Annotated in this window: 18 protein-coding genes; 16 read left to right on the top strand and 2 right to left on the bottom strand. The window is 59.4% G+C overall.

The features are described 5' to 3' along the window. Nucleotides 1-52 precede the first annotated feature (52 nt). Together D5261_RS04060 and D5261_RS04055 are read left to right on the top strand one after the other, a co-directional pair. Nucleotides 53-1,186, top strand: coding sequence for a cysteine peptidase family C39 domain-containing protein (locus D5261_RS04060; protein ID WP_119320802.1), 1,134 nt, complete (start codon nucleotides 53-55; stop codon nucleotides 1,184-1,186). A 63-nt stretch (nucleotides 1,187-1,249) separates the two neighbouring features. Further along, nucleotides 1,250-5,146, top strand: coding sequence for an RHS repeat-associated core domain-containing protein (locus D5261_RS04055; protein WP_119320801.1), 3,897 nt, complete (start codon nucleotides 1,250-1,252; stop codon nucleotides 5,144-5,146). A gap of 117 nt (nucleotides 5,147-5,263) precedes the next feature. On the opposite strand, the gene D5261_RS04050 is transcribed toward D5261_RS04055, so the two are convergent. Further along, entirely contained in the window at nucleotides 5,264-6,448 is a 1,185-nt protein-coding gene (locus D5261_RS04050; protein WP_119325342.1) for an IS256 family transposase, read from the bottom strand. A 738-nt stretch (nucleotides 6,449-7,186) separates the two neighbouring features. Between D5261_RS04050 and D5261_RS04045 the strand changes: the two genes are divergently transcribed. The 12 genes from D5261_RS04045 to D5261_RS03990 all read left to right on the top strand — a co-directional run bounded on the left by D5261_RS04045 (nucleotide 7,187) and on the right by D5261_RS03990 (nucleotide 21,049). Next, nucleotides 7,187-7,936, top strand: a complete 750-nt coding sequence (locus D5261_RS04045) for a sugar transferase (protein ID WP_119323489.1) — start codon at nucleotides 7,187-7,189, stop codon at nucleotides 7,934-7,936. Between the two features lie 78 nt (nucleotides 7,937-8,014). Then, entirely contained in the window at nucleotides 8,015-9,580 is a 1,566-nt protein-coding gene (locus tag D5261_RS04040; protein ID WP_119323488.1) for a GumC family protein, read from the top strand. A 37-nt stretch (nucleotides 9,581-9,617) separates the two neighbouring features. Further along, a complete protein-coding gene (locus D5261_RS04035) occupies nucleotides 9,618-10,433 on the top strand; it encodes a CpsD/CapB family tyrosine-protein kinase (protein WP_119323487.1) in 816 nt (271 codons plus the stop codon). A 7-nt stretch (nucleotides 10,434-10,440) separates the two neighbouring features. After that, complete coding sequence (locus tag D5261_RS04030) at nucleotides 10,441-11,760, top strand: glycosyltransferase family 2 protein (protein WP_119323486.1); 1,320 nt, start codon at nucleotides 10,441-10,443, stop codon at nucleotides 11,758-11,760. Next, nucleotides 11,757-11,891: a hypothetical protein gene (locus D5261_RS04025; protein WP_301002416.1), complete on the top strand. Its 135-nt coding sequence runs from the start codon at nucleotides 11,757-11,759 to the stop codon at nucleotides 11,889-11,891. The genes D5261_RS04030 and D5261_RS04025 overlap by 4 nt, the downstream gene beginning before the upstream one ends. Before the next feature lie 24 nt (nucleotides 11,892-11,915). Beyond that, nucleotides 11,916-14,207 carry a glycoside hydrolase family 44 protein gene (locus D5261_RS04020; protein WP_119323485.1) on the top strand — a complete coding sequence of 764 codons (2,292 nt, stop codon included), beginning with the start codon at nucleotides 11,916-11,918 and terminating at the stop codon, nucleotides 14,205-14,207. A 40-nt stretch (nucleotides 14,208-14,247) separates the two neighbouring features. After that, nucleotides 14,248-15,813, top strand: a complete 1,566-nt coding sequence (locus D5261_RS04015; protein WP_119323484.1) for an O-antigen ligase family protein — start codon at nucleotides 14,248-14,250, stop codon at nucleotides 15,811-15,813. Between the two features lie 123 nt (nucleotides 15,814-15,936). Next, a complete protein-coding gene (locus D5261_RS04010; RefSeq protein ID WP_119323483.1) occupies nucleotides 15,937-17,391 on the top strand; it encodes a flippase in 1,455 nt (484 codons plus the stop codon). Nucleotides 17,392-17,408: 17 nt separating this feature from the next. Further along, entirely contained in the window at nucleotides 17,409-18,095 is a 687-nt protein-coding gene (locus D5261_RS04005; RefSeq protein WP_218025705.1) for a serine O-acetyltransferase, read from the top strand. Between the two features lie 23 nt (nucleotides 18,096-18,118). Then, nucleotides 18,119-18,676 (top strand): acyltransferase, encoded by a 558-nt coding sequence (locus D5261_RS04000; protein WP_119323482.1) that lies wholly within the window; start codon nucleotides 18,119-18,121, stop codon nucleotides 18,674-18,676. A 53-nt stretch (nucleotides 18,677-18,729) separates the two neighbouring features. After that, nucleotides 18,730-19,788 (top strand): glycosyltransferase family 4 protein, encoded by a 1,059-nt coding sequence (locus D5261_RS03995; protein ID WP_125206196.1) that lies wholly within the window; start codon nucleotides 18,730-18,732, stop codon nucleotides 19,786-19,788. A gap of 67 nt (nucleotides 19,789-19,855) precedes the next feature. Then, nucleotides 19,856-21,049 carry a glycosyltransferase gene (locus D5261_RS03990; RefSeq protein ID WP_119323480.1) on the top strand — a complete coding sequence of 398 codons (1,194 nt, stop codon included), beginning with the start codon at nucleotides 19,856-19,858 and terminating at the stop codon, nucleotides 21,047-21,049. A gap of 40 nt (nucleotides 21,050-21,089) precedes the next feature. Here D5261_RS03990 and D5261_RS03985 read toward each other — a convergent pair whose 3' ends face one another. Next, on the bottom strand, nucleotides 21,090-22,274 hold the full coding sequence (locus D5261_RS03985; RefSeq protein ID WP_165864472.1) for an acyltransferase family protein: 1,185 nt from the start codon (nucleotides 22,272-22,274) through the stop codon (nucleotides 21,090-21,092). Nucleotides 22,275-22,633: 359 nt separating this feature from the next. Here D5261_RS03985 and D5261_RS03980 point away from each other — a divergent pair, with 359 nt between their 5' ends. Both D5261_RS03980 and epsD read left to right on the top strand, forming a co-directional pair. Then, nucleotides 22,634-24,001, top strand: a complete 1,368-nt coding sequence (locus tag D5261_RS03980) for a polysaccharide pyruvyl transferase family protein (RefSeq protein WP_165864471.1) — start codon at nucleotides 22,634-22,636, stop codon at nucleotides 23,999-24,001. 46 nt (nucleotides 24,002-24,047) lie between these two features. After that, on the top strand, nucleotides 24,048-25,079 hold the full coding sequence (gene epsD, locus D5261_RS03975) for an exopolysaccharide biosynthesis glycosyltransferase EpsD (RefSeq protein WP_165864470.1): 1,032 nt from the start codon (nucleotides 24,048-24,050) through the stop codon (nucleotides 25,077-25,079). Nucleotides 25,080-25,123 lie beyond the last annotated feature (44 nt).

The following is a 25,123-nucleotide window of genomic DNA, read 5'->3' as shown; positions in this document are numbered from 1 at the left end:
TCGACAAAGCCCGCCGCGTTTTACACGCGGCGGGGGCCTCGGAAGGTCATCCATGAAAAGCACGATGAACTCTCGTTTCACAAGGCTTGCGCTCGGATCCGCAATCCCCCTGATGATTGGCGCTGGTGTGTGGTATGGAGTTTCCAGCCATTCGCGTCATTCTCTGACGCCGACAAATATGGTTTATACCTCTCATGGCTATGGCGGATTTGTCCCGAAGCCAGTGGCGGCTTCCAAGCCTATGCCTAAAGCGCCGCAGTCCAGTATGGTGAAACTGGATCCTGTACAGCCGCTGCTTGAGGATTATAACGCCGGCCGATTTGCGTCCGTGGAAACTGGAGCCGCTCAGATTGTCACGCACGCTCGGAATAGTCCGGACGTGGCCGCGCACGAACAATCCGCGCAAGCTTACTCCCTGCTCGCATACGCCGCCGCCCGGCAGCATAACCTCGCGCTTGCCCGCAGCCGCTTTGAAACCGCGCGATTAGAGGCGGCCAAGCTGCCCGATAAAGGCGTGCAGCCGACCGAGCCGGGGATGCCCGCTCCAACTCTGGAAGAAGACGCCGCGTACGAGCATGCTGTCTGCACCGGCGCTCTAGGGCATGCAGCCGCCGCCGAGTCGGAATACATGGCGTTTATGCGGCGGTACCCTGAAAGCCCGCTCGTACAGGTCTCGATCAAACGCATCGCGCGCCTGCATGGCGGAGATGTTCCCGGCGCCGCCGAGGCGGTATGGCGCCAGGCAGGCCAGATCGCAATGGCGCGCCAAAAGGCGCGGCAGCGGGAAGCGTCGCTCTGTGGTCCCGAATGCTTGGCGGAGCTATTGCGTCGGCGGGGAGGTGAGGCGGATGTCCACGCTCTCGCGACAGCGATGGGCGTCACCGATCAAGGCGCGAGTATGGAGGCGCTTGCCGAGGCGGCGCAAAAGAGGGGTTACAACCCAAGCGGACTTTCGCTAACGGTCAATGGACTGCTTCAGCAGAAATTCCCTCTTATCGCGTTGATTGCTCCTGGCCATTACGTGATTGTGGACTCCGCCACACCGGCCCTGATTACGGTCTGGGACCCCGACCTGCACGGAATCGGCCATGGCGGCGCGCACATTTATCCGATTTCTGAATGGACACACGTGTGGAGGGGGACGGCTCTGGCGCTTGCCGCCGTTCCCTCTGCTCCACAGATCTAACTCACACTGTCTTTTCAATCGTTCCTTACGATATTGCCTCGATCTTTTCCGGAGAAAACGACCATGCGGACAATTCAAAACTGCTTTTGGCGAAATGGGATGCTTTGGTTTCTGGCCCTGACGCTGTTCTGGCTGGAAATGAGCCCATCGTACGGCGCCTGCGTCCGCGTCGCGCGGCAGGAAGCCGCCCTCAGCCACCGCAAGCCCTATTCGGAATTGCCCGCCGGCCGGACGCAGACGCTTACTCCTGCCCAGCTGCGTAAAATTGATGCTCTGGAGTCGGCAAAAGCGCACAGGCCCAAGCCCGATGTGCGCGTGATGACCATTGTCGAGATGCAGCGCGCGCGTGGTCGCGGCGCCTACCGCAATCCTTACTTCAACGGCACGCTCCCCTGGCAGCGCTCCTTCCACGACGTCAACATCTGCAACGGAAACCTCTTCAAGAGCTTCACCGATATCCAGGTTGCCCCGGGACGCGGCGCCGGTCTTGTCCTCCAGCGCACCTACAACAGCAACGACAGCCGCATTGGACCCTTTGGCGTGGGCTGGACCCACGCCTACGACATCCGCATCCAGGAAGCGGCGGACGTCAAGACCGAATCGGGAAACACAAACGTTCCCGCCGGGGTCAACAACGTCGAGCGCACGGACTTCTTCGGCGCCAAGCACACCTACCACCGGGACGCCGACGGCCTCTACTCCCCGCCCAACTACATGTTCGACGAGACCTCCAGCGACTACGCCAATGTGCTTGCCACTGGGCCCACGAAGGTGATGGCGGACACGGAGAAGGCAGAGGACGGGACGATCAAGCACTACGTGGATGTGGTGACTTTGGCGGACGGCACGAGCGGTAACGAGCGGGCATGCGACTACATTCAGGATCGCCATGGCAATCGGACGACGCTTGCGTACGCCCAAACAATCACCCAGCCCGATGGCAGCACCCGCAAGCTTCTGACAAGCGTGACCGACCCGAGCGGCCGCTCTCTCGCTTTTACGTGGACGAATTTGAACGCCGGAGACGCGCAGCATCCGGCGTGGCGCATCACTCAGGTGCAGGGGCCTTTGGTGGGCGGTTCGCCGGTGGCGGGTGTGTCGTACAAGGTGACTTACGAGTACTTTACGAGCACGAGCGATCCTAATGCGGCGGACAACCTGTACAATCTGAAGGCAGTTCACCTGGATTCCGATGGGATGAACCGAACGACGAGCTATACCTATACGCATCTTATTTATAACAGCATCACGGAAAATGCCCTGCTGAATAGTGTTACCGATCCGTTAGGACACCAAGTCTCTTACACCTATGAGTATCTCAGTCCAGTGAGTGGGCGTACATCTCCGACGGGAACAATTTGGGTCGATGGAATAACCGAACCGGCAGGTGTTGACAGCAATAATAATCCCAGGACCATCCACTGGGATATGGGGGTCGTGAACACTATACCAGAATCCAATACCTGCGGTTATTTTGTTCACATGAATGGCTACGAATATTTCGCCACTTCCGCTCATGCTCCAACGTTTATTTACGAACATGGATATCCTGATCCCGTGGACGGCGTTTCAACGCTATACTATCACTACTACGACACGTCTCTCAATTTAACACAGCTTGCAGAAACCACACCCGTAGGCGCGGCAAACGTTAATGGTCAAACAAGCGCCAATTATTTCAACAACTACACCTATGGTGTCCATGGAAACGTCCTCACCCACAGTATTCAGAATTTTCCAGGGACTGAGACGACGACATATTATGACGCTAGCAAATATTTCCAAAAACAAAGCGTAACGGATATGAATAGTCACACTTCGACGTGTGATTATTTCGACAGTCAAGATCCCAATCTTGGCAATCGCGGCAACGTCAAATATAGCCGAGATGCGCGTTACTCTATCACTGGAAAACAATTTACCTACACCTACAATCAATACGGTCAGAAAACCTCGGAAATAAATGAGAACGGAATCGTCACGCAATACACATACGGTGACTCGTATGGCAATCTGACACAAGTCGTTCAGGATCCCGGCGATGCAACGCACCTGAACCGCACTACGACGATGACATATGATGCGGCCGGCCATGTGCTCACAAGCATCGATCCCAACGGCAAGACATCCACGTTTACCTATAATGTCCTCGGTCAGCCTTTGACCGTGGCGACACAATCGACTTCGGGGGCTTCTGCCGAGACTATTACCTATCAGTACGAAGGCAATGGTCGAACGCAAACCGTCACGAACAATCGTGGAACCACGTCCATCAGCTACGAAGCCGGTTCTGATCGTGTACACAGTGTGACGGATCCAATCACAGGAACGATCTCTTATACTTATTTGAATACCGGCGAACGATCGACCATGACGCTTCCGGGGGGCGGGACGTGGACCTATGCTTACATGGATGCAGATCTTTATCTTTCGATGCCGAAGGACGATCCTAGCAGTGTATGTTTGACGCTCGCCAGCATCACGGACGATCAAGGGAGACGTGTTGACTATAGCATCAGCACCGGCGGCTCCTTGATGTCCGCGAAATATAACCAAGTGTTTTCTGGAGGCAATACCTCAACTCCGATCAGCTATTGCCAGGCTAACTACACACAAAATGTTGCCGTAAATGGTGCAAGCTACACTCAAATGCGGTTATCGACAGTCAAAAACAACTGGTCCGATTCAAATAATATTTCGCATCCGCTTTATCAAAATGCCTACACATACGACACCGCTGGTCAGCGCTTAACAAATGCGATTACCAATAACATCGGAGCATCACGCACTGAGTTGTACAGCTACGATGAGCTCAACCGCCTCAGCACTGCGGACTACGGCGACGGCGAAACCCAGTCCTACACCTTCGATCCCATGGGCAACCGTTTGACCAAATCTGATATCGTCAGCGGAACGACCACGACCAACAACTACACCTGCGACGCCGCTAACCGCCTCACCGCCGTGGACGCCAACGCCTACACCAACGACGCCAACGGTAACACCCTCACCGGCAGCGGTCGCACCAATGTCTGGGACAGCCAGAACCGCCTCGTCTCCTGCACCACCGGCGGCGCCACGACCACGTACACCTACGGAGCCGACGGCCTGCGCCGCAGCGCCACCACCGCCGGCGTCACCACCTACTACGTCTACGACGGAAGCATGATGGTGCGTGAGATGCAGAAGAACGCCTCCAACATACTCGTTCCGACCGCCACCTACCTCGCTGGACCGCGTGGCCCTGAATACCGCCGTGATGACAACGCCAGCACGGTTCGCTGGTATGTGTACGATGGGCTGGGGAGCGTGGTCGCGGAAGTCGATCCCAATGGGAATGTGACTTCGACTCGCAAGACGGACGTGTATGGGGTGGCGCGCGGGGCGACGGGCACGGCGACAAGTAAGCAAGGATTTGTTGGTTCATTGGGGCACTTGACTGATGATACTGGCTTAGTCTATATGCGGGCGCGATATTATGATCCAGTGATAGGGCGGTTTGCGAGTGAGGATCCTTCGCGGAATGGCCTTAATTGGTACGAATATGCAAATGATAATCCAGTAAATGGGAAGGATATGTCCGGTAAGAGTGTAATAGGGTGGGCTAGTAATGGACTGTCTTTGGTCGACTTATACAATGTGTTCTTTGCATACTGTGACTTTTTGATGTCTATGATGGACACTATTAGAGATTCCGCTGATGTCGAGAGAAATTGGGGCACATTTATGGCGACTTGGGCAATTAGCATACTTGGTGACAACAGCACGCAGATTAGTATGGGAGCAGGATTGCTTGATTGGGGAGTAGATCAACTGAGTGAAGACAGTGGTATTGGGGGTGAAATACTCGGAACTGTGTCTACAGTGCTATCTGGTGCTATTACCGGGGCAAGTCTCGCGATGTTATGTTTAGGATATAATGTGCGAGAAGAATATTATATAGATCAGATTGATGAATAAATGCTTATTGTCAAGCCTCACATCATTATGAAAAAATATCAATGATAGGGTTTTGACAAGGATAATGCAACATCTTTTCTGTAAATTGTTGGGAGCATCCTCGAATTCTTTGCGCTGTTATTCGTTCGTGAACGTCAGATAAGCCTTGTCGCTTTGCCAATCATCGCTGATCTCCATCAGCAGCGCCGAAACAAGACGTAGGCAGGACGCCTCGTTCGGGAAGATGCTCGCCACGCGTGTGCGACGGCGCAGTTCGCGGTTCACCCGCTCCAGGCCGTTGGTGGTGCGCAACAGGCGACGGTGCGAAGTAGGAAAGGCAAACACGCTCAGTCCTTCGGGCAGATTTTGCTCCATCCAATCCGCAAGCTTCGGAGCGCTCTTCTCGTACTTCTGGACGGTTCGTTTGAGCAGCGCCTCTGCCTCTACACGATCTTGAGCGTTGAAGATCGCGCGAATGTCCGCCGCGACAGGAGTTTTGAGTTCCTGCTTAGGAACGTACTTGCTGGCGTTCTGTTGTAAATGGAACTGGCAGCGCTGCCATGGAACACCACCCAAGACCGAACGCACCGCACATTGGATGCCTGGATGAGCGTCACTGGTCACAAGACGCACTCCACACAGTCCCCGCGCCAGCAGGCTTTGCAGAAACGAGCGCCAGTGAACTTCTTGCTCCGAGATGGCCACCGAGACACCGAGCACCTGGCGCTTTCCTTCCAGGTCCACGCCGATGGCGATGAGCACAGCCGCCCTTCGCTGCAAACCGCTCAGGCGAACACTTTCATAACGGGCATCCAAGTAGAGATAGGCAAACTCACCCAGCGAGCGTTCCCGCCATTCTTGGAGGATGGCGTCGAGTTCCTGCGTGGCGCGTGAGACGGCGGAACTGGTGACATCGAAGCCGCAAAGCTGCTCCGTGATCGCAGCGACCTTGCGTGTGCTGACGCCTTGGATGTACATCTCGGCCAGGGCCAGCTTCAATGCCCGCTCGGAGCGTGTGCCTTTCTCCAGGCTTTGCGGATAGAAATTCGAGCCTCCAGAAGAGAACTGAGCGTCGCGCGTCTGCGGGACTTGCACGACGGTACGACCGACACGCAGATCGAGCGTCTTGTCTTTGTAGCCGTTGGCGTAGCCTGTGCGCTGTTCGGTTCGCTCATGGGGCGCGGCTCCCAGGAACTTCTGCCGTTCGAGCTGCATGGCGTTGTTGAGGACGATGCGGATCAGTTCGGGCAAGGCATCCAATCCTTGGCCGCAGAGTTGATCTAAAAACTGCTCCGAGAGAGTACAATCGCTTTGGTAGGTCATGGTCGGTCCCCTTGGTGTGTGGTAACTTCAAGGATACTCTGTGGCCTACTATTTTTTGGCCTACGCCAATTTACAGAAACGATGATACACTAACTTGACAAGCGCATGCGGTAGTTCTTTGAGTAACAATACAAAGAACTACCGCATACAATTTATTTTTGTCATCAGATGCGCTGCGGCAGGCGCTGGCAGGGAAGCCAGTGGCGCGGTCGTGTTCATTGGGGTAGGTTTTTGAGTTCCCCTCCGTGAACGACAGGGCTGGGGGTTGCTTCGCAACCAGCCGTCCGTGCCGGACGGAAGAACAATAAACGCAATCGATGCCTCTCTTCCGTCCGGCACGGGGCTCCTCCGCAGGCCGGTCATTTATGGCCGGTACGACAATCAGAAACGCGAAGTAAAGAAAACCTACTCCAATGAGGCGCGGCCGTGGGTGGAGAATGAGGGCTGTATGATCGCGTGGTAGACGGGCTTCTGTGCGGCTCGATAGTTGACAATGTATACTTTTCTTCCGTTTTTCCTCGACTTCCCCAAATCTGCGCTATAATAGTATGGTCTTCCCCTTGCGCCCTCTCTTCGGCGGCGCCCTAAAGACTTTCGTGAAATCTGTCACAATAGTAAGGAGAAATGTCGCCGCTGGACCGGGGCCGAAAGGCAGTTGGCACGGAATATGCAGTACTACGAGTGCTGTGAGGCGCATCTATGCGCCCCCGATTTCCGTAAGCGGGGTCGACCAGAAATATGAACACTTCAAGTTATAGCGGCACGGATTTGGAATTGCCGACCGGCATGACCACCGCCGCGTCCGATGCGCCGGCGAAAGCGGGCGGCGCATCGGTCGCGGCGGGCGGAGAGGTGGTTGTCCTGGGCGTGGCCGCGCCGCGCAGCCGGGCGACCCAGGTGACGCAGCGTGTGCTGGATGTCGTCTTTTCCGCTCTGATGCTCCTGATCTTTCTCCCGGTCTTTGTCGCGATCGCCCTTTTGATCAAGTTTGACAGCCCCGGCCCGGTGCTTTTCACCCAGGCCCGCGTCGGCAAAGACGGGGTCGAATTCCCCTTTTACAAGTTCCGCTCCATGGTCCCCAACGCCGAAGCGCTGAGAAATGACCTGGAAAAACAAAATGAGCGGAACGGTCCGGTGTTCAAAATGCGTAATGACCCTCGGGTCACCCGTGTCGGACGTGTATTGCGTCGCTATTCGCTCGATGAGCTGCCGCAGCTCTTCAACGTCCTGAAGGGCGATATGAGCCTGATCGGACCCCGCCCCGCGCTGCCCCGAGAGGTCGCGCTCTACACGCCCCGCCAGGCGCAGCGGCTGGCGGTCATGCCCGGCGTGACCGGTCTCTGGCAAGTCTCCGGACGCGCCAACATCTCGTTCGAGCGCAGCGTCGAACTGGACCTTCACTACATTCAGCATCAATCCCTCGGCCTGAACCTGAGAATCATGCTGATGACCATCCCCGCCGTCCTCACGGGAGACGGCGCCCACTAAGCAAGAAAAGCCGCGCCCTGCCGCGCGCCCGCCTGCGTGTTTCAATTCTGTCGTCAGGCGGCACCCAAGGAGTACTCGATGTCCCATAGGAATCCGGTGGCGCTGCGTATTGCGGATTCGTTTTTCCGCAACCGCTGGCTGTTCCTGGTGTCGGTTGTGATTGTCAGCGGAGTCACGGTCGCCGCGCTCACCACCAAGTCGAATACATATACGGCTTCGGCGTTGACACAGGTGAGCGTCGATCATGTCGCGGTCGCGCTTGGCGAGCGGCGAAGCAGCTGGACCTCGCTGTCGCAGCAGAACGTCAACCACTTCCAGGACCTGATCAATGACGACCTCCCTGGAGGATTCCTTGACACCGCGCTGAAGGAAGCGAACCTGGCGGTTCCGATCAACATGGATCCGAAGGCGAACGACCGGCGTCTCGCCATGCTGCGCAAGAACCTCAACGCGACCACGCGCAGCGAAAGTGTTTTTGCGATCGGTCTGACCTGGGACAATCCCACGGAGGATGAAAAGATCCTCGCCGCCCTCCAAAATCGGTACGCCGAGGAAGTCGGTCTGGACCAGTCCGCTCAGGGGATCGCGGCCGGCCGCTTCTTAGATACACAGATCCAGATCTATCAAACTCAGATGCAGCGCGCGGAAGAAGCGCTCATCAAGTACCGCAGCGGCAATACGGATAACCTGCCGGACATGCAGAGTTCCCAGCTTAGCCAGCTGGCGAGTCTGACGGCCCAGCGCGATAACCTGATGATCGCGCAGCAGGACAGCGCGCTCCGCACGGCGGCGCTGGAAGCGCGGCTCAAGCAAGTCAAGGCGACGACTGTTATCGAGCAGAACCGCGCGGAGTCGCCGATCCTCCAGCAGCTCAACGCCGCCAAGGTGCAGCGCGACGGATTGCTGGCGAAGTACTATCCCGCCCATCCCGCCGTCGAGCAGATCAACGCCGTGATCGCCAGTCTGCAAAAGCAGTGGAATGATAAGGTCCGCAAGAATTCTCAAGAGACCCATGGCATTATGAGCGAGAAGACTCAGGATAATCCTGAGTATCTCAACCTTAATCAACAGCTGACGGAAGCGCGCATCACGGATCAAACACAGCGCTCTCAAATGGCGAATCTGGATAAAGCGATTGCAAAGTACAACGCCGCCGCCCGGACCGTGCCGGAGAAGCAGCGTGAGCTCAATAACTTCACTCGCGACTATCGGATCCTCAAAGATCAATATGAAAGGCTGCGCACAAAGCGCGAACAGGTGCGTATCGATAGCGACCTGAACCAGGTCTCGGCGCGCTCCACGATCACGCCGCTGGGTTACATCATCGCCAAGCCGACGATGAATAAAACCAAGCAGATGACGATGATGCTGGGAGGCGTTGTTCTCGGACTGGTCATCGGAGCGCTGCTGCTGATCCTGAGTGAATGGGCCGACCGATCTCTGCGCTATGCCGAAGATGCGGAGCGCCTGCTCGGCGTCCCCGTCCTCGCCGTACTGCCCGACAGTTCGGAACTGAACATGCCCACGGCGGCCGGCGGGGCCGCCGGCCGCAAAATTGCCGGAGCCGCCAGCGGAGCGAAGGGAGTGCTCAGCGCGCCGGGAGGCGCTCCTTCGCCGGCCATGACGTCGCGTGCGGATGGATAGCCGGTAAGCGAAGCGCGCTTCGCGAGAGGATTTGGATATGAGTACGATCAAACCTGGATCAGGACAGGATACTTCCGTTGGGAACTGGCAGCGCCGCGTGCTGCATGAAAACGATATCGCCGCTCTCAGCCGCCTGGAGCCCGAGACATCGCCCGCGCTCGCCGCGCCGATCGAATTGCGCGTTGAGCGCACTCCCATGGAGTTTTCACACCTTTACGCATCGCTGGAGCGGCAGGTGTCCGGCATCGGCGAAGTCACGCTGATCACGGATGAGACCTTGGGCGCTGAGCGTCCTTATGTCCTTGGCGTCTGCAGCGCGGTGCGCGGCGAAGGAAAGACCACCACGGCGCTCCATCTGGCGATGACCATCAGCCGTGATACGTTCAAGAAAGTCTGCTTGATCGACCTAAGCCTCGGCGAAGATGACCTGGGCGCGCGCCTCGGCGTCGCCGCCGGCGCGGGTCTGGTCGGCGCTCTGGAAGATTCGGACAATATCGTTCCCACGCTGCAGCTCTCCGGCTGCGATAACCTCGTCGTGATCCCGGCGGGGCGCGCTCCGAACAACGCCGCGAAGCTCGCGCGTTCGCCCCGGGTCGCCAAGATGCTGATCTCCGCGCGTCACTCCTTCGATGTCGTAATCGTCGATATGCCGGCTGTTTCCTCGGACAATGCTCTTCCGCTTTCCCGCCACGTCGATGGCCTGATGATGGTCACCCGCGCGGGAGCAACGCCATCGGATGTCGTCGCCAGCGCGATCGATACGCTCGGCCGCGATAAGGTCGTCGGCGTCGTCCTAAACCGCACTCGCTCCTATGTGCCTGACTGGCTGCGCAAGCGGCTGACAAAGGTCTGATCGTTCTATGCAACTCCTCGTTTCACTCGTTTTGGGCGCCCTTGGCGTCGTCACGACCTCAAGCGTGCTCTATCTCCTGGTGTTGCTCGCGGCGGCGTCGGCGGCGCGCTTCGGACGCTCCGCGGATCGTAACGAGCATCGTCTGGAGCACTCGGAGGCGCCGCGCCTGCGTTTTGCGGTCGTCATCCCCGCCCACAACGAGGAGATGGTGATCGCGGCCACTCTGGACAGCCTCAAGCAGCAGTCCTATCCCAAAGATCTCTACGAAGTCATCGTCGTCGCCGACAACTGCACCGATCCGACGGCGGATATCGCGCGCGGATTTGGCGTGACGGTGATGGAGCGCGCCAACCTTCAGGAACGCGGCAAGGGATATGCGCTGGACTGGGCGTTCGCGTCGCTGCTGGCGGAGCGGGGCGGGGCCGACGCCTTTGTGATCGTGGACGCGGACACCTGGATCGCCCCCGATTTCCTCGAAGTGATGGCGCGCCGCATCGCGCTCGACTCGGATCCTCAGGGCCTTTGCGCGCTGCAGGGCCGATACGGCGCCTTAAATGTCGACGAAGGCTGGCGGGCCGCGCTGATGGCCGGCGCTCTGGATCTGTTCAACCATGTGAAGCCGCTGGGCCGGGAATGGCTTGGCCTGGGCGTCGGCCTCAAGGGCAACGGTATGGCGTTCAGCCGCCAGCTTCTGGAAAAAGCGCATTGGCGCGGCGACAGCGTCACCGAAGATATCGATTACGGCCTCGATCTGATCCGGCATCACAATGTTCTGGTCGGATATGTCCCGGACGCCAAGGTGATGGCGCAGATGCCTACGACCGCCGATCAGGCGGCCTCTCAGCGGGAGCGCTGGGAAGGCGGGCGCTACGCACTGCTGCGCGAGAAGGCTTTCCCCTTGTTCGCCGAGGGTCTGCGCCGCCGGAGCCTGGCGCTTTGCGACGCCGCGATCGATCTGATGATCCTGCCCCTTGCGGAGCTGGGCGCGCTGATCGTATTGTGGGGCGCTCTGACGGCCGGAGCGATCCTGCTCAATCTCCTGCCGCATCCCCGGGCCTGGGCGCTGATCGCGGCGCTGGATTTCTTGGGATTGATCGCCTATATTTTGATCGGGCTGAAGGTCGCCGACGCGCCCAAGGCCGCTTTCGCGGCCCTGGCGAAAGCGCCCGCGTACGCCGTCTGGAAGCTTTGTCTTTACGCCCTGAAACCCTTCCGCAAGCGCGGGGGCGGAGCGGGCGAGTGGGTGCGCACCGAGCGCGCTCCGATCGCCCCAAGCACGCCGGCGGGATCGGTTTCCGGCGTTTCCACTGAGAATAGATCCGAGTGACCATCGTTCTGCCCATCCTTTTCTTCGCCCTCTTCATAGGCCTCACGGCTCAGAAGATCACGTCACGCCACTGGCTGGTGATGATCGTTTGGATCTGCGCCGTATTGGGCTGGTACTATGTCAAGAATTAAAACGTCCAATCGAGCGAGGACGTCGTGAAAAACAAAGCCCGCTTCTTATGGGCGCTGGCGGCGGTGACAGCGCTGACGGGCGTATACGGTGTGCGCCACGGACATGAGCTGCGCGCGATGGTTCGCAATGCTTACCATCACTACAAAGATTCACGCGCGCAAGCGACCCTGAGCAAGTACGAACTCCGTGAGCGAGCCGACGAGCCGCTCGTGATTTACGACGACAAGCTGGGGCGTGGGTGGATGGACTGGTCCTGGGCGAAACACGATCTGCACTGGAGCCAGGATGTCTATGACGGGGCTTCGGCGATCCGCATGGAGCCCGCGAACTGGAAAGGGCTTTACTTTTCCCATCGCGCGATCGGGCTTCTCGGATACGGAACGCTGGAGATGTATGTGCGCGGCGGCGCGCAGGTGGATATCCTGCTCGTGGACGGCCACGGGAAGTTCGGCAAGAAATTATCGCTTCAGCAGTATTGCCGGCCGGCCCGGGGCGGCTGGAGCGTGGCCGATATCCCGGTGAGCGATTTTGGCGTGGCGGCGCATGGAGCCAGATTGAGCGGCGTCGTCGTACAGGCGCGGGGCGCGGCGGAGCCGGAGATCTTTCTGGATCAAATCTCCCTGCTGCCCGATCTGTCATTGCCGCCGGCGCTGACGCAGGCGACGGTGACGGCGACGGTCGATGTGAACGCGGGCCGTCATCCCATCTCTCCCCAGATCTACGGCATGGCGTTCGCGAAGCCAGAGTATTTGCAGGATTTGCGGCTTGGCGTCAATCGTTGGGGCGGAAACGACAAAAGCCGTTACAACTGGGTTCAGGGCAACGCGGTGAACGCGGCGCGCGACTGGCAGTGGCGCAATCGGCGCGCGACTTATGGAAAAGTTCCCATCGGCCCTTCCTCCGCCGCGGACCAGTTTGTCCAGACAAATCGCGATGGGGCGACGCAAACAATGCTGACCGTGCCGATGATCGGCTGGGTTTCGGCGGATGATAACAGCGGGCATCGGTCGATGCACGTTCCCAAAGTCGGAGGCGCTCCGCTGGACTCCGCCGACGGCGCCATCGCGGGATACGATCCCGCGGATAATCGCAGACAAACCAGCATTCCCTCCATGGCGCGCAAGGGCCGGCCGTTCGCCGATCCGCCGGACGCGATGGCGGGAGCGGTCTACCAGGATGAGTGGATCGCGCACCTCAAGCATACGTTCGGCGACGCAGCTCATGGCGGCGTCCAGTACTACGCCATGGATAACGAGCCCGATCTGTGGGATACCACGCACACGGACATCCATCCGGCGCGCATGGGGTATGATGACGTCTTAAGCCGCTTTTTGGAATACTCCAACGCGGTGAAGGATGTGGATCCCACGGCGCAGATTACCGGCCCGGTGTCCTGGGGCTGGACGGGATATAAATATTCGGCGCTCGACCGTGGAAGCGACAACTTCCATACTCACGCCGACAGCGACGCGCATGGCGGCGGTCCATTTCTTCCCTGGTTCCTGAAGCAGGTGTGCGAGAACGACCGCAAAAAAGGCCGGCGATCCTTAGACATTCTGGATGTCCATTACTATCCTCAAGGGGATGGGATTTATGGAAGCGGCGTGGACAAGGACGCGCAGGCGCGCCGGCTCCGGGCGGTCCGCTCGCTTTGGGACCCCGAATACACGGATGAATCCTGGATCGGCGATAAGATCGCGCTCATCCCGCGTTTGAAGCAATGGGTAGCGCAGAACTATCCAGGAACGAAGGTCGGCCTGACGGAGTGGAATTTCGGAGCGGACGCCACGGCGAATGGCGGCCTCACGATTGCGGAGGCGCTCGGCGTATTTGGGCGCGAAGGATTGGATATGGCCTGCTACTGGGCGTATCCCTCCGACCAATCCGCCGGTTACCTGGCGTTTAAGATCTATCGGAATGCGGACGGATTGGGGCATGGCTTCGGCGATACATCCGTGAGCGCGGCCAGCTCAGATAGCAGCCGCGTATCCGTCTATGGCGGCCTGGATTCCGCCACCGGCGATGTCACTGTGATGCTGGTCAATAAGATGCCCAAAGCGACCGTCACCACGCCGCTGGATCTGCGCGGCCTGAGCGCGGGAGCGCATCGGATGAGCTCCTGGCGGCTGGCGGCCGATCCGACCGCCGCGCCCTTGAGGTTGGACGCCACCCTGGAGGAGCGCCGTCAATACAAGCGTCGCGGAGAGCCGATGCGCCTGGAGGCGCTGCCGGCGCAGTCGATCCAGGGCGGGCATGTCGTTCTCACGCTGGCTCCGTATTCCGTGACGCTGCTGCGTATCCCAGCGCATTCTTAGGTGATCCGACGGCCGCAGCCTTGCGTTGACTAATAACCTTATGATCCAAACGCCAAAAGTCTCATTCCATGACGCGCCGACCGCCGACGAGTATCTTGCGGCGAACAAGCGCAGGATGCGCCGCCTGCTCTTGGGCGCCGCCTTGCTGGCGCTTGCGGTCGGCGGGTCGTATGTGGGAGTCAGCCTTGGGAATCCGGCGCTGCCGCTGGTGCTGCTCGTCGCGATCGTGACGCCGGTCCTTCTTTGGCGCTATCCGGCGCTGGCGACTTACACCGTCTTTCTGATTGTGTGCACGTCGGAGCTGCAGCCAATCACCCCCAAAGACTCGTTTACAGACAAATTGATGTTCTTTATGAACATCAATACGATTGTTCAGGTATACGCTCACGCCAACTTTAAAGCCCTTCCCATCAGTCTGATGGAGCTGTTTCTGCTGGTGGCGGGCGTGATTTCGATGATCCGGGCCGTTTTCACGCGCAGTACAAAGCTGGAAGCCGGCAAGCTCTTTTTGCCCATTGTGATCTACATCGGTTTCGTCACGCTGGGCTGGGCGCATGGCGTGGGCACGGGCGGAGATTTCAAAATCTCCCTGCAGGAAGTGCGCTCGCAATTTTACTTCCTGGTCGCCTATCTTCTTGCGGTCAACGTGATTACCGATATGCGCCGGGTCACGAAGCTGCAGTGGATCATGGTCCTTTGTATCGGCTTGAAAGGTATTTTGTATACCTTCCGGCGGTACGTCACGATGGCGGGCTTGCCCCTTCCGGATCAAGGCGTCGGCTCGCACGAAGAAGCATTTTTCTTCGACTGTTTTGAAGCGCTTCTGCTGGTTCTTACGGTCGCGGGAATTCAGCCGAAGATGCGCACCGTGATGTGGATCCTCCTGCCTACGGTGATTCTGGGAAATCTGGCCTGCAACCGCCGCGCCGCGACGGCGGCGATCGCCATCGCGGTCATTCTGGTGATCGCGGCCGCTTATCAGGCGCTGCCGGAACGGCGAAAAATGGCGGGAATTGTGGCGGTGGCGCTGGCCATAGGCTTCTCGATCTACTATCCGGCTTTCAAGGACAGCTCCAGCTTGATCGGACAGCCGGCGCGCGCGATTAAGTCGCAGTTTGCGCCGGACGCCCGCGACGCCTCCTCCAACAATTACCGCGATGCGGAAAACGCCGATATCCTCGCGACGGTCAAGCTGGAGCCGGTGCTGGGTTATGGCTACGGCAAGCGGATGCTTCACGCCGTTCCGATCGCGGATATCAGTAAGAGTTATGAGTGGTGGGATATCCTTCCACATAACAATGTTCTCTGGGTCTGGATGCGCGTGGGGACGCTCGGCTTCATCGCGTTTTGGGCGATGATCGCGGCGATCATTTTTCAGGCCTGCGCCGTCATGAGGATCGACAAATCCGATAATTCCGTGAAGGCCGTCGGAATGATCTCGCTCCTCTTTACGGGGATGCTGCTGGTCTTCGGGCTTCTGGATCTTCAGCTCAGTAACTTCCGGGATATGCTGCTCACGGGCTTCTGGACGGGCGTTGCGACCGCGGTTTTGCGTATGCAGCAGCGGCCAAGCGCGTCGGCGCCGCCGGAAGCGCTGTCGCAATAATATCGATAATAAGGTCTTTCGAGTGTCTCGCCAAACCGCGGATTGACTTTGCGCGCCGTTCCTCAACCCGCCGTCGTTTCGCACAGGCGGCGGAAATTTTCTGATCGCTGACAGTAGGACCTTATGAGCACGAAGCGCACGGTCGCAAAAAATATCGTTTCCACGCTGGTGACACAGCTTCTGTCGTGGGCGCTGGCGTTTCTGGTTACCCTTTATCTGCCGCGCTATCTCGGCGCGGCGAACATGGGGAAACTCTCCTCGGTTTACTCGCTGGTGTCGATCACGGGCGTTTTCGTGGCGCTTGGCACGTCGACGGTGCTGATTAAGGAGATCGCGCGCGACCGCTCGCGCGCCGGCGTGCTGGTTGCGTCCGCCGTGACGATGCGTGTTCCATTCGGCATCGCCTCGACGCTGCTGGCGCTCACCATAGCCCATCTGCTGGGCTACGATTCCGTATTGCAGCGCATTGTCGTGATCGGCGCGATCGGCGTTCTCGTCAACTCGCTCAATGACGCTATCGGGTCGGCGCTGCAGGGCCTGGAAAACATGACGCGCATGAATGCGATCGTCGTCACCGAGAAGTTCCTCTCCGCCGTCCTGACCATCGCCGCCGTGTTTCTCAAAGCCCCGCTCTGGGCCTTTATCGCCGTTGGGCTGGCGTGCAGCATGATTTCGCTGTCCATCAACGTGGTTGCGCTTAAAGCGGCGGGATGGAGGTTCGGCCGGCCGTCGCGCGCGGATATCGTGCATCTGATCAAAGAGGGAATGCCCTATTTCGGATGGTACGCCTTTGTGGCCCTTTACGGGCAGACGGACCCAATCGTCCTGCGGATGATCGCGAGCGATAAGGAAGCCGGTTACTACGCCGTCGCCTTTCGGTTGATCGGCACGACGATGTTTATCCCCGCCGCGATCGCGTCCGCCTTGCTGCCGACACTGTCGAGATTGTATTCCACGGATCGTGAACAGTTCGACGGGCTGGCGCGGCGCGCGCTGACGCTGATTATGTTTTGCGCGATGCCGGTCGCCGCAGTGCTGATTGTCCAGCCGGAGCTGGTTCTGCGCTTGATCTACCGGGGCCAATTTCTGGAAAGCGCGCCGGTGCTGCGGGTCGGCGGACTCGCCATGCTTCTCTGGTATGCAACGAGCTTTTTTGCCCGCCTCGTCGTCTCGTGCGATCGCCAGCAGTCCATGGTGAAGACATCGGCGATCGCGGCGGTCGTCGGCATCCCCGCCTGTTTTTTAGGCACTTATCTCACGCATCGGTTCTGGGGCAACGGCGCTATCGGCGCGATGGCCAGCGATGTGGCTCTGGAGATTTATCTGCTCGTGGTCTACCTCCATCAGCTTCCCGAGAATACCTTTGGCCGCGCCGCCGTCATTCAGATGCTGAGATTCGTCGGGGCTTCGGCTCCGGTCGTGGTTCTGCTTTCTTTAACTTACATGCTCCATCTGGGGCTGTGGGTCGTGATTCCCTGCACGCTGGCGTACTTCGGCGCTTGCTGGCTGCTCAAATGTCTCACTCCGGATGATATCCGGCTGCTGCGTCAGACATTCGCGCGAAAAGTGAAGGCTTAGACTAAGGAACGACGGATATGGCTGAAGAAACAAGCGCTGTTCCCACAATGGATCCGATGGACAGACCGGCCGAGAGCGCCGCGCCGGTCGGCGCCGTCATACACCCACCCGCAATCAGCACACTCTCCCTCGGCCAATTGATGGTGAGCGATGTGAGCGCCTGGCTTCGAATATGGAAGCCGAAGCGTTCGCCGGATCAGCCGCCGACCGCCGGGGAAATATGGCATTTCTGGTGGAACTACTGCGGCCTGCGCGCGACATGGATCTACCGGGTCAGCCACGCCATCAGCCGCAAGCGTATCCCGGTGCTGCCTGGGATCTTCTCTCGGATGAACCTCGTTCTCCATGGGTTCGATATGCCGGCGTCCGTTCCGGTGGGACCGGGAATGTACGTTCCGCATCCCGTGGGGATTACCGTGATGGCGAACCGCATCGGAGAGAATGTGACCCTGGTGGGAGCGATCACGATCGGTATGCGCCATAAGCCGATCTTTCCAACGATCGGCAACAATGTCTTTATCGGAGTCGGCGCTCGCGTGCTTGGCAATATCCGTATTGGCGACGGCGCGAGCATCGGCGCGAACGCGGTGGTATTGACCGATGTCCCTCCGGGGGCGACGGCCGTCGGGATACCGGCGAAGATCAAATTGCCTCAGTCGACTGCGGCAAAATCGGAAGAAAGTGGCCTACTGGAAAACGCCTGACGTTTCCGCGCCGACCCAACGTCATGTCTTCCATTTCAAAAATCATCCATCTCATCCAAGAAGAAACCTCGGGCTGCTGGCATCCGGCGTCTTCCGCCGCTTCGTTCCTGGCCCGGATGCTGCCCGCGCAGAGTTTTGGGCGAGGGCGGGCGGCGGTTTATCGTCTGTTCGGCGTTTCCGTAGGACCCAGAACCATGCTTACGGGGGCGTTTGCGCTCGGCGGCGCGCGCTTCATGAAGAAAAACCTGACAATCGGCGCCAATTGCTGGTTCAACGCCCATGTCTATCTGGATCTGAACGCTCCTATTCTCATCGGAAACGGCGTCGGCATTGGCCACCATGTGACGATTGTGACCTCCAGTCATGAGATCGGGTCGCCTGCGATGCGGGCCGGCCTTCTGGTCCCCAGGCCCGTTACGATCGAGAACGGCGCCTGGATCGGCGCCGGCGCGATGATCCTGCCGGGCGTCACCATCGGCGCCGGCGCCGTGGTGGCGGCCGGCGCGGTGGTCTCGAAGGATGTCGCTCCGAATACCCTGGTCGGCGGCGTGCCCGCCAAGCTGATCCGGCCGCTGGATTAGCATACGCCGTCCCTAAGAAAGTCGCGAGGATAAAATTGCGTATCGGCTTTGTCATGTCAACCGAGGTTGGCCTCAAGACGCAGTATCAGAATTGGCGAGACGGTCTGACACCCGATCTCGGCGTTGATCCCGAATGGATCACGATCAACTGGTGGAAACCGGGCGGGACGGTCGAGCGTCTTCCCGGCGTTCCGCACAAAGTCAAATCCATGGTCCGGTCCAGCCTGGAGCTGCGCGAGGGGATTACGCGCGGGCCGTTTGACGCTTTGTTTGTCGCCTGCGGCATTGTGTTCCGGGGGCAGAGCCATTTGCTGCGCAAACAGCCGTACTTTATGACGGCCGACTCGACCCGCCGCCTGCTGCGCGGCTTTGGATCGCTCTACGGCAAGGGCGATAGCCCCATTCCCCTGATGAACGCATACGCCAACAGCGTGCAGACCAGCCGGCTGCGCGGAGCCCGCGCTCTTTTTCCCTGGTCCCACTGGGCCGCGGAGAGCATGGTCGCCGATTACGGCGTGGATCCGAAGAAGATTCACGTCATCCCCCCGGGAATTGATCTGTCCAAGTGGACGCTGCCGCCGCGCACGCAGAAAGACGGTCCCACGAACCTTCTTTTTGTGGGCGGCGATTATTACCGCAAGGGCGGCGACCTGCTGATGGACTGGGCGGAGCGCAACAAAGACGGCGACTTCCTGCTGCATATGGTGACCCGCGAGCGCGTCACGCCGCCCAACGACAAAGTGCGCGTCTACAACGGCCTTTCCTCCAATGACCCGGAGCTGATTTCGCTTTATCGCCAGGCCGACGCGTTCGTGCTGCCGACCCGAGGCGACTGCTACTCCCTCGCCTCCATGGAGGCCATGGCTTCGGGGCTTCCGGTGATTGTTTCACGGACCGGGGGCACCGGCGATATTATTCGGGAAGGGGAAACGGGGTTTCTCATCGAACCTGGCGACGCGGGGCAACTGGCGGAGCGGCTGGATGCGCTGCTCGCCGCCCCGGAGCAGCGGCTCGCCATGGGCGGCAAAGCGAGACGGGACGCGGAAGAGCGCTTCGACGTCAACAAAAACATCCGGCACACGCTGGATGTCATGCGCTCCTATCTTTCTTGATTCCGAAAGCGCCATCGATACGCGCTTGCTTTCCGTGAGCGCCGAGAACGACCGTGGATAAATTAACATGCTAGGGCTTTTAGATTCCAAGACCAGTGAGAACGGCGCCGCCAAGCGCCGGGTCGCGTATATGACGGAAAGCTTCACCATGGGCGGCGTCGAGCAGTCCACGGCGATGCTGATCGCCAATCTCAATAAAGACCGGTTTGAGCCCATCTTGATTTGCGCCAATGAACCCGACATCGCCCCGCTCGTACAGAATGTCCGGGCCATGGGAGTGAACGTCGTCCAAACGGACTTGCTTTCCGTGCGGCGTTCGAACATGTCGGTGAAGAACATTCGCGCCCTCTCCCAACTGCTCAAGGATCTGAAAGTCGATTTGATCCACGTGCAGGTTCTGGGGGGCACGGGAGCGCGTTATATCGCTCTGGCGGCGAAGGTCGCGCACATCGACGCTGTGATCATCACGATCCGAGGGGCGCTTTCGGGAGCCGTGGGCTTCAAGGAACGCCTCGTGACGCGTTTGATCGATCGGACATGCGTCACGGTTTACACCACGGCTTCAGAAGACAACCGCCGCCAGCAGATCGAGCTCGTCGGGCGCGATCCGGACCAGGTGGAAGTGATCTACAATGCCATCGATCTGCGGCGCTTCAATCCGGAAATCGACGGCGCGGAAACGCGGCGCGCGCTGAACTTTCCCCCCAGCGGCCCCCTGGTCGGGACGATCGGCCGGCTGGCGGAGCAGAAGGGGATCGAGACGTTTCTCGCGATGGCGGCTCATGTGCACGCCGCCATGCCCGATGTGTCTTTTGTGATTGTCGGAGAAGGCCCCAAGCGAAGCGAGTACGAAGGCGTCGCGAAGGAAAAGGGCGTGGACGGCTATGTGCGGTTCGCGGGTTACCATTCCGATGTCGACCGCTGTCTCGCGGCGCTCGATGTCTTTGCGCTGGCTTCCGTCTTCGAACCGTTCGGTCTGGTGCTGGCGGAGGCGATGGCGATGAAGAAGCCCGTGGTCGCGACACGCGTGGGCGGCATTCCGGAGGTGGTGGCGACGGGAGAGACGGGATTTGTCGTTCCGGCGGGCGACGCCGAGGCGATGTCGATCGCGGTGCAGAAATATCTGAAGGATCCCGCATTGGCGCGAGAGCACGGAGAAGCAGGCCGCAAACGCGTCGAGGCCTGCTTCTCTATTCCGAGGCTGATGAGCGAAATGGAATCGCTCTATGACCGCGTTCTTCTCGGCGCCGCGCGCCGCTGAACCCGGGGAGGGCGAAAAATCGAACCCCGGGCTTGCGCGCCTATCGCTTTCGGGTGAACGGCCGCTCGAACAGAACGAAGAAGACGTAGGCGAAGCCGATCAGCACGGGAACGCCGAAGCCTCCCAGGATGGCGAGATTGTGGAACGCCGACGCCGTCTCCCCGTGACCGAACTTATACAGCAGCACGCGCAGTAAGTTGAGGACGACGGAGTGCGTCAGATAGAGCGAATAGGCGAAGAGGCCGATCGCAACGAGGGGCCGCGATGAAAGGACCTTCACCACCGGGGTGTTGTCTGAGGCCTGCGCCGCCTTGGTGATCAGGATCAAGCAGCACGCGATCAAAACGCCGGCGACCGCATCGATGAGGGGAAGATGGGCGATGTAGGCATGGCGGTCGATGGGGTTGTAGGTCGAGAATTTGTGCAGCAGAAAGCCCAGCGCCAGGGCAAAGAAGCCGGCGGCCCATCTCCAGCTTGTGACCGATAACTGAACGCGCTTCATCGGGGCGGCGTCGCTAAAGCAGATGTAGGCGGCGCTGACGCCCATGGCGAACAGCAGGACATACCAGGGGCAGGTGTGCTCCAGGCTCATCCCCGGCTGAACGGCGGCGAATATGCCCGTGACGCCGTAGCCGATCGCCGCGCCGACGCCCATCGCCCATCCGATTCCATATTTCCGAATGATGAGCTCAAAGAGCGGCAGAAGGAAATAGATCTTCCACTCCAGCGCCACGCTCCACAGGGGCGTGTCCAGAAAGTTAATCTTCGGGTAGACATCCTGAAGCAGCAGGGCGTTGCAAAGCACGGCGAGCGCGGTGGGTTTCGCAATCGTCGGATCGAGGAGATGCGAGAGAAACTGCGCGACGACCGCGATTGCAATGGCCGCATAGAGCGGCGGCAGGATTCTGCGGGCGCGGCGGGAATAGAATTGGAGCGCGCCGCCTCGCATCTCGCCGGCTTGCGCGATGGGAATGCCAAGGCAGAACCCGGAAAGCACGATGAAGATATTGACCGATTGATGTCCGTAGGCGAGCCAGTTTGTCAGCAGCCCGCGCCAGCCGGGATGCGCGAAAATGTTGAACTGAGACACCCAGACATGTTCGGCGACAACCCAGAGAGCGGCGAGCGCGCGCAGTCCGTCGAGATATTTAAAGTACGTGCGCGCGCGGGAATTGTTTTGCCGCGGTGGGTTAGAGGAATGCTTTTCTTCTGTCAGCGTGTTCAAGTGTCGTGCTCCTGCGTGATGTAACGCCAAGTTTCTGAAATCGCGGAAGTTTTCTCAAACCAATGCGAATTGGGAGAGTTGGCTCGATTTTTGCAAGTAAGAAAAGCGGCGAGCCTCTCAATTTTATGGAGTAGTATGGCTACCGGCTTCGCGGAATATGCTGTATATCGGCTCAGAGGTCAGTACAAAAAAGCATTTGCTGCACATTGTGTGCCAAACTTGCAAGCTTCGATCTCGATATTGCCGATTGGCGCCCCCAGGACTTCACGCTGTCGGCCTATTTGACGCCATAATGAGGTCAGGGTTATTGGAACGCCGGGAATTGACGACTTTTCAAGATGGGCTCGAAGGAATACTGTATGAAGAAAAACGTGCGAGTTTTGATCACGGACAACGTGATTAGCAATATGGGCGACGCCGCAATTCTGCTGGCGATGAAGTCTTCGTTCGAGGAGGCCTTCGGGCCTGGGACGGATGTACGCAATTGCTACTGCGGCGTGACCCGGGAAGCAGGACCGTTCGCCAAGTTCTATCCCGAGCTGCATTTTACCTCGACCCTCTGGAACGCCGGGCGCGACTGGACAATCGCCAAGTGGGATATTTGGGGACGCCTGATCCGGAAAACGGCCACCGAGCGGTTTCCTCTCCAGGCGCGCCTTCGGCGGATGGGATTTCCGCTGTTTCTTCTGACCAGCCACGAGCGGGAGCTCTTCCGAGAGTTTGAAGAGGCGGATATTATCAGCGTCGCCGGCGGCGCCTGTCTGAGCACGTCCTGGACCGTGCCTTTCATGCGCAAATCCCGCGTGGCCCAATATCAAGTGGCGCATGCGCTCGGCAAGCCCCTGTTCGTGTACGCCCACTCGCTGGGACCGTTTCGGGACGGGGATAATTTTCCGGATCTGCTGCATGACTCGCTCGACCACGCGGCCGCCGTCCTTTGCCGCGACGCCGAAGCGGTGAAAGCGGCGCGCGAGCAGATCAAGCTGCTGGGCGACAATGTCCACCAGACGATCGATGAAGCGCTGCGGATCATTCCCAGGCCGCCGAGCAAGCTCCTGGCCCCGGAAAAGAAGAAGCCGCTTCGAGTCGGGATTTGCGTTCACGACTATATCTGGCCGGGCGCGGCGGACCGCCCTGCGAAACAAGCGGACTTTGAGGCCCGCATTGCGCGTGTCTGCCAGTCGCTGCTGGAGCGCGGCGACACGGAGCTGGTCTTTCTCACCAGTCATCAGAAGGTTGAGGGATCGTTTCAGGACGACGAGCCGGTCGGGCGACGCATTCAGGAGCTGCTGCCGGCGCCGCTGCGCCCGGACGCGCACCATGTCACCGGCTTCGTGCATCCGCGTGAGTTCTCTTATTTCATGGGGCATTGCGACCTGGTGCTCTCCAGCCGCCTGCATGGCGGGATCCTCAGCCTCGTCGGCGGAGCTCCTGTCGTGGTGTTGGAGTACGAGCCGAAATCCCGGGGCCTGATGCGCCAGATCGGACTGGAGGATTGGGTGCTCACAATGGCCGACGCCACGTCGGATGAGATTACCGCCAAGATCACGGAGCTGCTGTCGGACCTGCCGAAGACCCGGGAGCGCGCCCGCGCCGGTCTTGCCGAGGGGCAGAAACTCGCCAAGCGAAATATCGAGATCGTCGTGGAAGCGGCGCAGGCGCACTGGGCGAAATCGGAGCGCGGCGTTCTTCCCTCACGCGTGTCGCAGGCGGAATCGAAGCCATAGGCGGCCTGCGTGGCCGCGGTCAAGGAAAGGCGCGTTGAGTCGAGAAATGCAAGAAAGTGCTCAGTCCATCACGGTCGTTATTCCGACGTATAATCGCAAAGCCAGCCTCAAAGTGACGCTGGACGGCCTGGCGCGCCAGAAATATTCCCTCCAGGATGTGGAAGTCATCGTCGTTTCCGACGGCTCGACTGACGGTACGGACGCCTTCCTTGAGGAATATGCGGGCGGCGCGCCGTACACGCTTCGCGTGATCACCCAGGCCAATCAAGGCCCCGCGCAGGCGCGAAACGCCGGCGTTTGGGCGGCCAAGGGCGAGATCATCGTATTTATCGACGATGACGTAGAGCCCGTCGACGATTTTCTGGCCAGCCATATGGCCCATCATAAAAGCGACGACAAAATTGTGGTCATCGGACCGATGTCGCCGGACCCCGCCCGGCGCGGCGTGGAGCCTGCCTGGATCGCCTGGGAGCACGCCATGCTGCAAAAGCAGTACTTCAACCTCACGACGGGAGTTTGGAAGCAGGCGTGGGCGAACCACTTTTACACAGGGAACGCCTCCCTGCGCCGCGAGCATATCGTGGCGGTGGGAGGATTTGACGTCGAGTTCAAACGGCAGGAAGATGTCGAGCTGGCCCATCGCATGCGGAGGACCCAGGGCGTCAACTTCGTCTTCGATCCCAAGGCCGATGTGATCCATCGGCCGCATCGCTCCTTCGCCAGCTGGCTGAACGTGGCGACATCCTATGGACAGTGCGACGTGATCCGGGCGCGCGAGGGCCGGGTGAGCTGGATCGTGGTGAAAAACAGCTACACGAATCGCAATCGCACGACGCGCATGATGGCGCGCCTTATGATGAACGCTCCGTTCCTGGCCGCGCCGATCCGCGCCTTGCTTGTGGCCGTCGCCGTGGGGCTTTACCGCGCCGGCGTGACCAAAGTGGCGATGGCGATGCTCAGCATGGTCTACAATGTGCGTTATCTGGAGAGCGCGAGGACCGAGATGGGCGCCGAGCAAATGTCTCGTCTGCTCTTTGGACCGGGAGACCTCCCTGTCGCGCCCGTGGTAAAGGGATAGCCCTGCGCCGCGCTCTGCTCTTTTTGGATTATGGAGGACATTCA

Origin of the sequence: Capsulimonas corticalis (assembly GCF_003574315.2) — a bacterium.
GTDB classification, from domain to species: domain Bacteria; phylum Armatimonadota; class Armatimonadia; order Armatimonadales; family Capsulimonadaceae; genus Capsulimonas; species Capsulimonas corticalis.
This window is presented reverse-complemented; position numbering and strand designations above follow the sequence as displayed.

What these genes read in the sequence shown, in the direction of transcription:
- D5261_RS04015 (WP_119323484.1), top strand. Translation starts at nt 14,248, where the DNA reads ATGATCCAAACGCCAAAAGTCTCATTCCATGACGCGCCGACCGCCGAC.
- D5261_RS04060 (WP_119320802.1), top strand. Translation starts at nt 53, where the DNA reads ATGAAAAGCACGATGAACTCTCGTTTCACAAGGCTTGCGCTCGGATCC.
- D5261_RS04055 (WP_119320801.1), top strand. Translation starts at nt 1,250, where the DNA reads ATGCGGACAATTCAAAACTGCTTTTGGCGAAATGGGATGCTTTGGTTT.
- D5261_RS04045 (WP_119323489.1), top strand. Translation starts at nt 7,187, where the DNA reads ATGAACACTTCAAGTTATAGCGGCACGGATTTGGAATTGCCGACCGGC.
- epsD (WP_165864470.1), top strand. Translation starts at nt 24,048, where the DNA reads ATGCAAGAAAGTGCTCAGTCCATCACGGTCGTTATTCCGACGTATAAT.
- D5261_RS04050 (WP_119325342.1), bottom strand. Translation starts at nt 6,448, where the DNA reads ATGACCTACCAAAGCGATTGTACTCTCTCGGAGCAGTTTTTAGATCAA.
- D5261_RS03995 (WP_125206196.1), top strand. Translation starts at nt 18,730, where the DNA reads ATGTCAACCGAGGTTGGCCTCAAGACGCAGTATCAGAATTGGCGAGAC.
- D5261_RS04040 (WP_119323488.1), top strand. Translation starts at nt 8,015, where the DNA reads ATGTCCCATAGGAATCCGGTGGCGCTGCGTATTGCGGATTCGTTTTTC.
- D5261_RS04000 (WP_119323482.1), top strand. Translation starts at nt 18,119, where the DNA reads ATGTCTTCCATTTCAAAAATCATCCATCTCATCCAAGAAGAAACCTCG.
- D5261_RS04035 (WP_119323487.1), top strand. Translation starts at nt 9,618, where the DNA reads ATGAGTACGATCAAACCTGGATCAGGACAGGATACTTCCGTTGGGAAC.
- D5261_RS04005 (WP_218025705.1), top strand. Translation starts at nt 17,409, where the DNA reads ATGGCTGAAGAAACAAGCGCTGTTCCCACAATGGATCCGATGGACAGA.
- D5261_RS03990 (WP_119323480.1), top strand. Translation starts at nt 19,856, where the DNA reads ATGCTAGGGCTTTTAGATTCCAAGACCAGTGAGAACGGCGCCGCCAAG.
- D5261_RS04030 (WP_119323486.1), top strand. Translation starts at nt 10,441, where the DNA reads ATGCAACTCCTCGTTTCACTCGTTTTGGGCGCCCTTGGCGTCGTCACG.
- D5261_RS03980 (WP_165864471.1), top strand. Translation starts at nt 22,634, where the DNA reads ATGAAGAAAAACGTGCGAGTTTTGATCACGGACAACGTGATTAGCAAT.
- D5261_RS04010 (WP_119323483.1), top strand. Translation starts at nt 15,937, where the DNA reads ATGAGCACGAAGCGCACGGTCGCAAAAAATATCGTTTCCACGCTGGTG.